The organism is Nocardia altamirensis NBRC 108246 (genome assembly GCF_001612685.1).
Taxonomy (GTDB): domain Bacteria; phylum Actinomycetota; class Actinomycetes; order Mycobacteriales; family Mycobacteriaceae; genus Nocardia; species Nocardia altamirensis.
Genome location: NZ_BDAY01000005.1, coordinates 152,151 through 165,166 on the forward strand (window position 1 = coordinate 152,151; position 13,016 = coordinate 165,166).

Sequence of the window (13,016 nt, forward strand, 5' to 3'; positions counted from 1 at the left end):
ACATGATCTCCACCACCAGCTTCTTGAGGTGGTGGGGATCATTCGTTTGTGCGTCGCCTGCCGGTCGTACGCTGCTACTTCCCAGAGGGTCTACTTAGAACTTGTCTCGGGGGTCAGTCACGGGGGTCCTCCGGGTCTAGGCCGAGCAATCCGAAAGTGGCTCGGCGGGTGGCCAGCACGGCCGTGTCGATGGCGCGTTCGGCGCGGTCGAGTTGCGGGTCTCCAGTTTCCCCGGTGCCGCCGGGACCGTCCCACGGGCGGTAGGCGATGTCGCCGCCGTCACCCATGGTGCGTGGCGGATCCACCTGTGGCGCCGCCGCCCTGACCTGATCGATCCACGCCTGCGGGATCGCGGTGTCCGGCGCGATGGTGCGATCGAGGGCGGTGGCGAGCAAATGGGTCCACGCGCGTGGCACCACCCGGACCAGCCCGTACCCGCCGCCGCCGACCGCGAGCCAGCGTCCCTCCGCGTATTGATCGGCGAGGTCGCGCATGGCGCGGAACGCGGCGCGCTGCCCATCGACGGTCAACGCCAGATCCGCCAGCGGGTCCTCACGGTGGGTATCCACCCCGCACTGGCTGACCACGATCTGCGGCCGGAACGCCGCGACCGCGCCGGGCACCACCGCGTGGAAACCGCGCAGCCACTGCGCATCTCGCGTGCCAGGCAACACCGGCAGATTGATCGCGGTGCCTTCCGCCGCACCAGCTCCGGTCTCCTCCGGCCAGCCGGTGCTCGGCCAGAGCGTCGCCGGATGCTGGTGCACCGAGATCGTCAGCACCCGAGGATCGCCGTAGAACGCGCGCTGCACGCCGTCGCCGTGATGCACGTCGACATCGAGGTAGGCGATGCGGTCGAAGCCGTGGTCGAGCAGCCAGGAAATGGCCACGGCCACATCGTTGTAGACGCAGAACCCGGACGCCGAAGCCGCCATCGCGTGATGCATGCCACCCGCGATGCTCACCGCGCGCCGCGACCGCCCCTCCGCGATCGCCTGTGCCGCCGCCAAAGTGCCACCGACGATCACCGACGCGGCCTGGTGCATTCCGGGGAATACCGGATTATCGGGCGACCCCAAGCCGAACGGCGGCGCCTGCGGTGCGCCGACCGGTTGCCTGGCGTGCTCGACCGCCTCCACATAGTCCGCGGTGTGGATGCGCAACAGGTCGGAGCGGTCGGCCGCGGCGGGTGCCAATAGCTCGACACCGTCCAGCAATCCGAGACTTTCCGCGAGCGCCATGGTGAACTTCAGACGCGCCGGTTTCATCGGATGCTCCGGAGTCCAGGTGTAGTCGAGGAACCGGTCGGTCCAGACGACGGTTCCCGGACCGCGGTGATCGCCAGGTGGCATCGAGTGTTCGCTGCGCGGTGCAGTGGCCATGCTCGCAACGCTACGCGGGAAGGTACCAACACCGTTGAACGTTGCTATGCAGTAGAAATACAGACAAGTGCGATCACGGCCGCATGCCGTGCGCCGACAGGATTCCCGCATTTCCGCGCCGAACGCGGTGCGACACCGTCCGGCACACGGTGGTGTCGTCGTGCGTAGGTAGAATTTGTGCCGACGAAGGGGTAACAGGTGAAGGATCTGGTCGACACCACGGAGATGTATCTCCGTACCATCTACGACCTCGAGGAGGAGGGCGTGGTGCCCCTGCGCGCTCGCATTGCCGAGCGCCTCGAACAGAGTGGACCGACGGTGAGCCAGACCGTCGCGCGGATGGAACGCGACGGGCTGCTGCTCGTCGCGGGCGACCGCCACCTCGAACTGACCGAGAAGGGCCGCAGCATGGCGGTCGCGGTGATGCGCAAGCACCGGCTCGCCGAGCGACTGCTCGTCGACATCATCGGGCTCGACTGGCAGAACGTGCACGCCGAGGCCTGCCGCTGGGAGCACGTGATGAGCGAGGACGTCGAGCGGCGTCTGGTCGAGGTGCTCAACCACCCGACCACCTCCCCCTACGGCAACCCGATCCCCGGCCTCGACGAGCTCGGCATCTCGGCGCCTGCCCACGCCGAAGAGACGCTGGTCCGGCTCTCGGATCTGTCGCACGGTCAGGTGCACGCGGTCGTCGTGCGCAGGCTGGCCGAGCACATCCAGACCGACCCCGAAGTGATCGGTCAACTGCGTGAGGCGGGCGTGGTGCCCGACGCGCGCGTGACGGTCGAAACCAAGCCGGGTTCGGTGGTCATCACCGTGCCGGGTCACGACGGATTCGAACTGTCCGATGAGATGGCGCACGCCGTCCAGGTGAAGCTGGTCTGAGGCGTGAAACTTCTCGTCACAGGTGGCGCGGGCTACGTCGGTGGTGTCTGCGCGCAGGTGCTGATCGAAGCGGGTCATGAGGTCGTCGTCGTCGATGATCTGTCCACCGGCAACGCCGACGGTGTTCCTGCCGACGCCCGTTTCGTCGAGGGTGATGTGGCTGCGGCCGCGCCCGCGTTGCTGGCGGCCGAAACCTTCGACGGTGTCATGCATTTCGCCGCGCAGTCGCTGGTCGGCGAGTCGGTGCAGCAGCCGGAGAAGTACTGGCACGGCAACGTGGTGAAGACGTTCGAACTGCTGGAGGCGATGCGGCACGCGGGCACGCCACGGCTGGTGTTCTCCTCGACCGCGGCGGTGTACGGCGAGCCGGAACAGGTGCCGATCACCGAGGATGCGCCGACCCGGCCCACCAACCCGTACGGTGCGTCGAAGCTCGCCATCGATCACGCCATCACCTCCTACTCGATCGCGCACGGGCTGGCGGCGACCAGCCTGCGCTATTTCAATGTCGCCGGCGCCTACGGTGGCCTCGGCGAAAACCGGGTGGTGGAAACGCATCTCATCCCGCTCGTGCTGCAGGTCGCGGCCGGGCATCGCAAGGCGATCTCCGTGTTCGGCACCGACTGGCCGACGCACGACGGCACCGCGGTCCGCGACTACATCCACATCCGCGACCTCGCCGAGGCCCATGTGCTGGCACTGGCCACCGCCGAGGCCGGTGCGCACCGCGTCTACAACCTCGGCAGCGGCACCGGATTCTCTGTGCGCGAAGTGATTTCGGCCTGCGAGCGCGTCACCGGCCTACCTATCGCCGCCCAGGACGCACCGCGCCGCCCCGGCGACCCCGCCACCCTCATCGCCTCCAGCGACCGCGCCATCGCCGAACTCGGCTGGCAGCCGAAGCACAACGACCTGGACGAAATCGTCTCCGACGCTTGGGGTTTCCTCCAGTCCCTCGGCTCCCGGGCGCACAGCGCGCCCTGAACCGTCCTCGTCCGGGTCATCTGGCTGTGACCGGTTCAAAGAGCTTTCAAAGCGATCTTGAAGTGTTGGCGTGAGAGAAATGGTGCGTGTCGCAACACGTGTCGCCAACAGATGACTGCCGCTCAATGAGGGGTAGCAACCATTTCTCTCACGTCAGCACAGCCAGCAACCAACCCCGACACAGCCCGGCCGGGCCGTCGGCTTGTGGTCCGGTCCAAAGATCCTCGGGAAGTGATCTTGGGAAGTTGACCGGAGTCTTATGGTGTGTGTCGCGCTGCGTGTTGCAACCATATGACTCCGCTCAACGGTGGTCAGCAACCATTTCTCTCCCGTCAATGGATCCCGAACCGTCTAGCTGGCGGTCACATGATGGGCGCGCCGAGGTCTATGCCGAGGTCGGCGGCGGCGTGATAGCCGCTGCGGGCCAAGCGGCGCAGTTGTTCTGGGCGCATGCCGAGATTGAGTGAGGCGTCCAGGAGCAGCGCCAGTGGGTGGTCTGGTTCGGCATCCAACGCAGCCTCCAGGGCGATGCCTGCCATCGGTCCGTCGCCGCGGGCGTAGGCGCTGTAGCCGAGTAGCGCGGCGGCCTCGGCGCGGTCGCCACCGGACAGTGCGCGGGTCAGCGTGGCCCACAGGGCTTCGGCCGCTTCGGCATGTTCGCCGACCGCGAGCGCGAACATCGCGTCCCGAACCGATCGATCACGCAGTGCCGCAGCGAGTTCCGCGAGCTCCGGCGCCATGAGATCGACATCGGACTCGGTGTTGGCGATCTGCCACAGCACGTACTCCAATGCTTGCCTGCTGTAGCTGATCGGATCGCCGTGTCGCACGGCACGCGCGTACCGATCGCGCGCGACGCTCAGCGCGCTGTCCAAGAGCGCTGCCACTTGCTTCTGCAGCTCGACGTCGACCCGCACCAATGCCGTCAATTCCGCACGGGTGCCGCGAATTCGCCGACCGTCCAGCACATGGGACAACGCGACCGCCGAGCTAGCCGGATCCGGCACCGTCCCACGCCGATTCGCGCCGAACAAGGTCCACCAGCGCTCGTCCGGATCGATGTCGCGCACCGCCCACGCGCCTGCGAGCGCGATATCCTGCGTGGCCAACCGTCGACCGATCGCGTCGATCAATACCTCGAATCGCCCAGTGCCACAACGTTCTCCGATGTCGGCGGGGCGGCGATCGGACTCCACCGCCCGGTCGTCCACCACCACCGCGAGCACCTCGGCCACATCGTCGTGCGCACACACCTGTGCCACGCACCGCGCCACCGTCCCCGCCCGCAATCGCCGCTGCCCGTCTTCTTGGTCCAGATCGAATCGCAGCACCGCGTCGACGACCGCCCGATCTTCGATGTCCACCGAAGCCCGCAACACCAACACCACCAGCGAACGCTCCGGGGTAAACCCGATCATCGCAGGCACCGCCGCGATCAATTCCCCCGGATCATCCACGTGCACCGCACAATCCGGCGCCTCCGCCGCCCCGAACACAGGCGCCTGATCAGCGCAGAACACCCCGCCGGCCCCAACCAGTTCACGATCGTGCCGACCCACCTCAGCCGGCCACGCCGCATCGTCCAACAGCCCGGTATAGCCCAGGGACACCGCGTCGCTCGACTGCACCGTGCTCTCGACGTGCGCCACCGACACCGCGTCGTCCAGCCGTACCGCACTATCGAGCTGGACCGTATCGTCCAGCGGCACCGCACTATCGGACCGAACCGCATCGTCCAGCGACACCGCACGATCAAGCCGGACACCATCGTCCAGCAGCACCGCATCATCGGGCCGAATCGCTGCCCCCGGCAGCGCCACGTCATCCTTCCCTGCCGAGCCGTTCTGGCCGAGCAGGTGGTCAGGTGGCATCACCTCATCCGAAAGCGCAGCTCCTGTTTCCCGTTCAGTGCCGTTCATCCGCCCGGCATCGCCTGACGGCACGGCACCAGCTGCCCGTTCGGTGCCGTTCATCCACCCGGCATCCGCCGACGGCACGGCACCATTCGACCCGGTGCCGTTCACCCACCCGGCATCCGCCGACGGCACGGCACCATTTGACCCGGTGCGGTTCACCCGCCCGGCATCCGCCGACGGCACGGCACCATTTGACCCGGTGCGGTTCACCCGCCCGGCATCCGCCGACGGCACGGCATCATTCGACTCGGCGTGGTTCACCCACCCGGCATCACCAGACGGCACAGCATCCAGCACGGTGTCGTTCAGCAGCACGGCGTCGCCGGGAGCCGCGCGCTCCGCGGACGGTTCCCGATAGCGGTGTCGCGCCAAACCGCACTCGCGCATCGCTACACCGAGACTCACGGGGGCACGGGATGTGGAGCTACTGCTACGCACGGACGGGCGGGCGCAGAATCGGTCGTCCGCCGCAGCGGTGTTCGAGTCGACGAGTTCGGCGTCGGGCTGTACGGCAGCGCGACGGGCTGGCTGGTTCGCGGGAGTGGTCATGGCGTCGAGCTTGCCGCCTGACTCCGCCGAGGCTCCGCCGCTGACCAGGGCATTCTCTTACCCTGGGGAATTCTTCCCACCTGTGGACAACCGAACGCCACGACCGATGCACTCCACCCGGTTGTCGGCGCGCCCTGCTACCCCTTCTTGACCCGCTGCACAGCCTTCGTGAACAGCTCGTCCAACGCCGCCGTATCCGGCTTCGCCCCGGAAAATGTCATATAGGTCACGGTGATTCGCACATCGTCGACCTGCCCGGCCAATGTCTGCATCGACTGCGTCAACCCGGCGCCGCCCACGTCCGGCGTCACGGTCCGCCGCAGCGCCAACGTGTCGTCCGCGTCGATCGGTGGCGGCGGATCCAGTTCTGTCGTCACGGTTGTCGCCGCACCACCCCGGTTCACCCGCACCGACCCGCACTGTTTCAGCTGACTGCGCCACGCGCCGAGCGGCTGCCTGGTCCGCATCAATTCGACCGTGACCGTGGCCCGCGTCGCATCGTTGGTGCCGACGGCGATCGCGGTCAGATCCGCCCCGAACTTCTGTTCCGGCGGGCTGCACACCTCAGGTTGCACTTGCGCTCCGCGCCCGGCACCCTGCAAATCTCCCGCCGCCTGCGCGGCCGCCTCAGGTGGCAAAACCACGGCCGGATATCGGGCCGGAAACTGCGAAACCTCAGGCAGCAGCGTCGACAACGGCGCGCTGATCTCCCGCGTCACCGCCGTCTGCTCGGCCGCAATCGGACGCCCGTCCACCGTCGACCCGCACCCGGCGAGTACCGCCGCGCACGCGACTGGCAGCGCAATCCGCGCCCAATCCGCCACAGTCACCTGCCCCACTGTGCCAAACTCCCGGTGCCCGTCTGCGATGCCACGCCGCCGGGTGCGGGAATGCGCGGGGCGCCGTCGCTGTTGCCTCGTCGTATGGGTCGGTGTCCGGCCGTGCGCGGTCAGGTCACCGGCATGGGGGACAATGGACATGGTCCCCCGTCTCGGATGACTGCTCATCTCGAATGACCTAGGGGTCGCACGACCGAGCATGACCCGTGCCGGCGGAGCCGCGCAGGAAGGAGTACGCGATGGACCACGAGTCGCGAATGTACGAACTGGAGTTCCCCGCTCCGCAGCTGTCATCCGACGACGGCTCGGGTCCGGTCCTGGTGCACGGACTGGAAGGCTTCACCGATGCCGGGCATGCGGTGCGGCTGGCCACGACGCACCTGCGCGAGAGCCTCGAAAGCGAACTGGTCGCCTCGTTCGATGTGGACGAGCTGCTCGACTACCGTTCCCGGCGCCCGCTGATGACGTTCAAGACCGACCACTTCTCCGAGTACGCGGAGCCGGAGCTCAACCTCTGGGCGCTGCGCGACACCGCGGGCACGCCGTTCCTGCTGCTCGCGGGCATCGAACCGGACTTACGCTGGGAGAAATTCACCACCGCCGTTCGCCTGCTCGCCGAACAGCTCGGCGTCCGGCGCAGCATCGGCCTGAGTGCGATCCCGATGGCGATCCCGCACACCCGCCCGCTCGGGGTGACCGCGCATTCCTCCGACCGCGACCTCATCTCCGAGCATCAGCGCTGGCCGGGCGAGCTGCAGGTGCCGGGAAGCGCCTCGTCGCTGCTCGAGTTCCGGATGGCACAGCACGGCCAGGAGTCCGTCGGTTTCTCCGTGCACGTGCCGCACTACCTGGCGCAAACCGCGTATCCGGAAGCCGCCCAGACCCTGCTGGAGAACGTCGCGGACAACGCGGGCTTGGAGATTCCGCTCGCCGCGCTCGGCGAGGCCGCGGCACGGGTCCGCGAACAGGTCAACGAACACATCGCGGGCAACTCCGAGGTGGAGACCGTGGTGCACGCCTTGGAGCGCCAGTACGACAGCTTCGTCAGCGCACAGGAACGCCAGTCGAGCCTGCTCGTCGGCGACGGCGAACTGCCGAGCGGCGACGAACTCGGCGCCGAGTTCGAACGGTTCCTCGCTGAGCAAGGCGGCTACGACGGCGACGGCACCGAGCGGGGCGACCAGCGCTGACCTCCGTCCGAAGACGGGCTCCGGCATGCCCGTAGGGTGTGCGGAGTGGATCTGACCGAGCTGCTGGAGATACCGGGCACCGACGCCGACGCGCTGTACGAGTCCTTCGGGACATGGGCGGCCGAGCAAGGTACCCCGCTGTATCCGGCGCAGGACGAGGCGCTGCTGGAATTGGCCTCCGGATCCAACGTAATCCTCGCCACACCAACGGGTTCCGGTAAATCACTGGTCGCGGTCGGCGCGCACCTGATCGCACTCGCGCAGGGCAAGCGCACCTACTACACCGCCCCGATCAAGGCGCTGGTCAGCGAGAAGTTCTTCGCCTTGTGCGAGGTGTTCGGCGCCGACCGTGTCGGCATGGTCACCGGTGACGCGGCGGTCAACGCGGACGCACCGATCATCTGTGCCACCGCCGAAATCCTCGCCAATCTCGCGCTGCGCGAGGGTTCGGCTGCCGACGTCGGCCAGGTCGTGATGGACGAGTTCCATTTCTACGCCGACCCGGATCGTGGCTGGGCCTGGCAGGTCCCGCTGCTGGAGCTCCCGCGCGCCCAGTTCCTGCTCATGTCCGCCACCCTCGGCGAGGTCGACTTCTTCGCTGCCGATCTGGAGCGGCGCACCGGCCGCTCGACCGCGATCGTCGCAGGCACCGAACGCCCAGTCCCACTGACCTTCTCCTACGCGCGCACCCCGATCACCGAAACCTTGGAAGAGCTCGTCACCACCCACCAGGCCCCGGTGTACGTCGTGCATTTCACCCAGGCCGCAGCTCTCGAACGGGCCCAGGCGTTGACCAGCGTGAACTTCGCCACCCGCGCCGAAAAGGACGCCATCGCAACGGCATTGGGCGAATTCCGGTTCGCCTCCGGCTTCGGCAAGACCTTGTCGCGGCTGATCCGCCACGGCATCGGCGTGCACCACGCCGGAATGCTGCCGAAGTACCGCCGCCTGGTGGAACGCCTCGCTCAGGAGGGTCTGCTGAAGGTGGTCTGCGGCACCGACACCCTCGGCGTCGGCATCAACGTGCCGATCCGCACCGTGCTGCTCACCGGCTTGACCAAGTACGACGGCGTGCGCACCCGCAGGCTCAAAGCCCGTGAGTTCCACCAGATCTCCGGCCGCGCGGGCCGGGCAGGCTACGACACCATGGGCACTGTCGTCGTGCAGGCTCCCGAGCACGAGGTGGAGAACACCCGCCTGCTCGCCAAGGCGGGCGACGACCCGAAGAAGCAGCGCAAGGTGGTGCGCCGCAAGGCGCCCGAGGGTTTCGTCTCGTGGAGCGAGGAGACCTTCGATCGCCTGGTCGCGGCCCAGCCGGAGCCGATGGTGTCACGATTCACAGTGACGAACTCCATGCTGCTCAATGTGATCGCCCGCCCAGGCAATTGCTTCGACGCCATGCGGCATTTGCTGGAAGACAACCACGAGCCGCGCGCCGCCCAGCGCAAGCACATCCTGCGTGCGATCCGCCTCTACCGGGCGCTGCGCGACGCAGGCGTGGTCCAGCAGCTGCCCGAACCCGACCACCAGGGTCGACGGGCCCGCCTCACCGTCGATCTGCAACGCGACTTCGCCCTCGACCAGCCGCTGTCGCCCTTCGCGCTGGCAGCCTTCGAGCTACTCGACAAAGCGGCGCCGACCTATACCCTCGATGTGGTGTCCCTCATCGAATCGACCCTGGAGGATCCGCGCCAGCTGCTCATGGCCCAGCAGCACAAGGCGCGCGGTGCCGCCATCGCCGAGATGAAGGCCGACGGGATCGAGTACGACGAGCGGATGGAACTGCTCGAAGAGGTGACCTGGCCCAAACCGCTGGCCGAGCTGATCGACCCCGCCTTCGAGACCTACCGCGGCGGGCACCCGTGGGTGTCGGAGTTCGCGCCGTCACCCAAGTCGGTGGTCCGCGACATGATCGAGCGCTCGATGACCTTCGCGGAGCTGATCTCGTTCTACGAGCTGGCCCGCTCCGAGGGCGTGGTGCTGCGCTATCTCGCCGACGCCTACCGTGCGCTGCGCCGCACCGTGCCGGATTCCGCGCGCACCGAGGAACTCGAAGACATCACCGAATGGCTGGGTGAGCTTGTCCGCCAAGTCGATTCGAGCTTGCTCGACGAGTGGGAGCAGCTCACCAACCCCGGCGCGGAGATCGACGCCGACCAACTCGCCTTCGGCGCCGAGACGGTGCGCCCGATCTCGGCGAACGAGCGCGCGTTCCGGGTGATGATCCGCAACGCGATGTTCCGCCGGGTCGAACTGGCTGCGCTGCATCGCTGGGATCTGCTGGCCGACATGGGCACCGGACCGGACTGGGCGAGCGAACTCGAACCGTATTTCGCCGAGTACGAGCGCATCCTCACCGGCCAGGACGCCCGAGGACCGCAGCTGTTCCAGATCGAACGAAGACCCGGTTTCTGGCAGGTGCGCCAGGTTCTCGACGATCCGGCGGGCGACCATGGGTGGTCGATCGTCGGCGTGGTCGACCTGGCCGAGTCGGATGCCGCAGGCGAGGTCGTGTTCGACGAACTCACTGTGTCCGCAGGCTGATCCGCACCGCCGAACGGCGCGATCTCTACAGAATCCATACAGGTCACCGACCACTTCGCGTCACTTTTTTGACGCCTGGTGACGGTGCTCTCGTCACGAGGTTTGACGGATTCGTTTCTGGGTAGGGGCCGCTGATACTCTCTCCGCTGCTGCCAAGCGAAAGATCAACTATGCCCGAATCACCGTTTCTTGTCATCTATCCCGAACGAGTGCGCGAAAACTACCGCGCACTCGATGCCGCCATGCCCGCGGCACGCATTCGCTTCGCGGTCAAGGCAAGTCCGGTGCCGGAGATCATCCGTTCACTCGACGAGGAAGGCGCCGAGTTCGATGTCGCCAGCATCGGCGAGATCGAACTGTGCCTGGCGCTCGGCGTCGAGCCGGAGACGCTCTGCTACGGCAACCCGATCAAGAAGGCCGCCGACATCGCCCGCGCCTACGCGTTCGGCGTGCGCCGGTTCGCCTTCGACACCGAGGACGACCTGCTGCGCATCGTGGAGCACGCGCCGGGCTCGGAGGTCGAATGCCGGTTCCTGGCCTCGGCTCCCGAGTCACGCACCCCGTTCGGCACCAAGTTCGGCTGCACGCCTGGCGAGGCGTTCCGACTACTCGTGCGCGCCCGCGACCTCGGGCTGCGGGTGGCAGGGCCGTACTTCCACGTCGGGTCGCAGCAGCTCGATCCGAACGCGTGGCGGATCGGCATCGAGCAGGCAGGGCGGATCGCGGAAGCGTTGGCCGACAAAGATATTCACGTCACATCGGTGAATATCGGTGGTGGTCTGCCGATCGCGTACGCGGATCAAGCCCCCGCGCTCGACGAGATCGCGACGGTGATACGCACCGCCGCGACCGAATTCTTGCCCGAAACCGCCGCCATGGTGGTGGAACCCGGCCGCGCACTGGTCGGTTCCGCGGGCATCATCCATGCGGAAGTCATCGGCGTGCGCGTTGCGCCGGACGGCCGACGCTGGGTGTATCTCGACATCGGTCGCTACAACGGAATGGCCGAGACCGAGAACGAGTACATCGCGTATCGGTTCGTCACGGATCGGGACGGTGACCCTGTCGACGAGGCAGTGGTGGCTGGTCCGACCTGCGACGGAGACGATGTACTGTATCAACGCACGCGAGTCCTCCTACCGACCACGTTGCGAGCCGGTGATCGCATCCAGATCCTCGACACCGGCGCCTATACCGCGAGCTATTCGTCGGTGTCCTTCAATGGTTTTCCGCCCTTGACCGTTCATGTCTCGGGCGCTGAGCGAGAGTGAGTTTGCCCATGACGGCGGATTTCACCGGCTGGCACGTGCTGGCCGAGTTCGGTGGTGTCGACGCGGCCCTTTGCGACGACCTCGAACAACTCGAATCGGCGTTGCGCGAGTCTTTGATCGCCGCGGGCGTCACCATCTGCGATGTCGTACACAAGAAGTTCGATCCGCAGGGGGTGACTGTCCTCGCGCTGTTGTCGGAGTCTCACGCCTCGATTCACACTTATCCCGAGTCCGGCGACATCTTCGTCGACGTCTTCACCTGCGGCAGTATCGGCGCCGGTGCGTCGAAGGCTGTCGAACTACTGCGAGACAAGTTGTCTCCCAAGGACGTTCGAATGCAGGTGATCCGCCGCGGGCATAGCTCGCAGCGGATCGAGGAGCCGGTCGGCGCGGGCCTGACCCGCATCTGGGACCTGCACGAGGTGATCGTCGACACCCGTACTCCGTTCCAGCACATGGTGATCGCGCGGACCGAGCAGGGCATCAGCCTGTTCTCCGACGACGATCGCCAGTCCACCGAGTTCTCCCAGTTGACCTACCACGAGGCCATGATGGTTCCGGCCTTCGTGCTGGCCGAGAAGCTGGACAAGGTCCTCATCATCGGCTCCGGTGAAGGTGTGGCCAGCCAGATGTCGGTCGCCGCAGGCGCGACACTGGTCGACCACGTCGACATCGACCAGCTCGAGGTCGAGCTGTGCGCCGAGCACCTGCCCTACGGCTACACCAGCGACGAGCTGGCCGTCGCCGTCAAGGGTGAGGGCCCGATCAAGGTGCACTATGCCGACGGCTGGGATTTCCTGGCCAACGCCGCCGAGGCGGGCACCCGCTACGACGTCATCGTGATCGATCTGCCCGACGAGCGGGTCGAAGACGCGCAGCACAACCGCCTCTACGAGTCGGAGTTCCTGTCCCGATGTCGGGCTCTGCTCGCACCCGGCGGTGTGCTGAGTGCGCAGGCCGGTTGCGCGACGATGTGGCGGAACGAGACGTTGAAGCGGTCGTGGAACCGTTTCCACGAACAGTTCGGCACTGTGGTGCAGTACGGCAGTGACGAGCACGAGTGGACGTTCCTGTTCGGGTTGAACGAGCGGATCAATGATCCGGTCCAGGCGATGACCGATCGTCTGGTCACGCTGCCCTACCGCCCGGAGACCGTCGATGCCCGCGCACTCGTGCGTGGTGCGATCGAACCGCACGCCCTGCGCGTGTAATCCGACCCCGAACGCACCGACTCCCCTGAAACCTTGTGGGAGCCGGTGCGTTCGGCGTTTCCGGGTCCTGACACCGTGACCGCCCGGGACCGAGCGGCCTTGCGGATCCAGCCAGGTCCAGGTGCGACGATCCCGCGCACAGACCCCCGCGAGTCACTTGGGATGCAGTGCGTTCGGCGTTTCGGATCCCAGCACTGTGACCGAATCGGACCGAGTCCGCTTCTGGATTCAGCAATGCTCAACGG

General features: G+C 66.9%; 9 protein-coding genes. 6 read left to right on the plus strand and 3 right to left on the minus strand.

Annotated features, from left to right (window positions below):
* Window positions 1–113: 113 nt before the first annotated feature.
* Window positions 114–1,352 (minus strand): acetoin utilization protein AcuC, encoded by a 1,239-nt coding sequence (locus NA11_RS02750; RefSeq protein WP_069160207.1) that lies wholly within the window; start codon window positions 1,350–1,352, stop codon window positions 114–116.
* 228 nt (window positions 1,353–1,580) lie between these two features.
* On the opposite strand from NA11_RS02750, the gene NA11_RS02755 reads away from it, so the two are divergent.
* Together NA11_RS02755 and galE are read left to right on the plus strand one after the other, a co-directional pair.
* Window positions 1,581–2,267, plus strand: coding sequence for an iron-dependent transcriptional repressor DtxR (locus NA11_RS02755; protein WP_069160085.1), 687 nt, complete (start codon window positions 1,581–1,583; stop codon window positions 2,265–2,267).
* A gap of 3 nt (window positions 2,268–2,270) precedes the next feature.
* The gene (gene galE, locus NA11_RS02760; protein ID WP_069160086.1) at window positions 2,271–3,251 is read left to right on the plus strand and encodes a UDP-glucose 4-epimerase GalE; all 981 of its coding nucleotides are present in this window, start codon (window positions 2,271–2,273) and stop codon (window positions 3,249–3,251) included.
* A gap of 362 nt (window positions 3,252–3,613) precedes the next feature.
* On the opposite strand, the gene NA11_RS02765 is transcribed toward galE, so the two are convergent.
* Both NA11_RS02765 and NA11_RS02770 read right to left on the minus strand, forming a co-directional pair.
* Complete coding sequence (locus NA11_RS02765) at window positions 3,614–5,572, minus strand: DUF4192 domain-containing protein (RefSeq protein ID WP_245745684.1); 1,959 nt, start codon at window positions 5,570–5,572, stop codon at window positions 3,614–3,616.
* Between the two features lie 281 nt (window positions 5,573–5,853).
* The gene (locus NA11_RS02770) at window positions 5,854–6,546 is read right to left on the minus strand and encodes a DUF5642 family protein (RefSeq protein ID WP_245745685.1); all 693 of its coding nucleotides are present in this window, start codon (window positions 6,544–6,546) and stop codon (window positions 5,854–5,856) included.
* Between the two features lie 248 nt (window positions 6,547–6,794).
* On the opposite strand from NA11_RS02770, the gene NA11_RS02775 reads away from it, so the two are divergent.
* The 4 genes from NA11_RS02775 to speD all read left to right on the plus strand — a co-directional run bounded on the left by NA11_RS02775 (window position 6,795) and on the right by speD (window position 12,771).
* On the plus strand, window positions 6,795–7,745 hold the full coding sequence (locus NA11_RS02775; protein WP_069160210.1) for a proteasome assembly chaperone family protein: 951 nt from the start codon (window positions 6,795–6,797) through the stop codon (window positions 7,743–7,745).
* 45 nt (window positions 7,746–7,790) lie between these two features.
* Window positions 7,791–10,289, plus strand: coding sequence for a DEAD/DEAH box helicase (locus NA11_RS02780; RefSeq protein WP_069160087.1), 2,499 nt, complete (start codon window positions 7,791–7,793; stop codon window positions 10,287–10,289).
* 170 nt (window positions 10,290–10,459) lie between these two features.
* Window positions 10,460–11,560, plus strand: a complete 1,101-nt coding sequence (locus tag NA11_RS02785) for a type III PLP-dependent enzyme (protein WP_069160088.1) — start codon at window positions 10,460–10,462, stop codon at window positions 11,558–11,560.
* A gap of 8 nt (window positions 11,561–11,568) precedes the next feature.
* Entirely contained in the window at window positions 11,569–12,771 is a 1,203-nt protein-coding gene (gene speD, locus NA11_RS02790) for an adenosylmethionine decarboxylase (RefSeq protein WP_069160089.1), read from the plus strand.
* Window positions 12,772–13,016: the final 245 nt, after the last annotated feature.

What these genes read in the sequence shown, in the direction of transcription:
- NA11_RS02750 (WP_069160207.1), bottom strand. Translation starts at nt 1,352, where the DNA reads ATGCCACCTGGCGATCACCGCGGTCCGGGAACCGTCGTCTGGACCGAC.
- NA11_RS02775 (WP_069160210.1), top strand. Translation starts at nt 6,795, where the DNA reads ATGGACCACGAGTCGCGAATGTACGAACTGGAGTTCCCCGCTCCGCAG.
- NA11_RS02785 (WP_069160088.1), top strand. Translation starts at nt 10,460, where the DNA reads ATGCCCGAATCACCGTTTCTTGTCATCTATCCCGAACGAGTGCGCGAA.
- speD (WP_069160089.1), top strand. Translation starts at nt 11,569, where the DNA reads ATGACGGCGGATTTCACCGGCTGGCACGTGCTGGCCGAGTTCGGTGGT.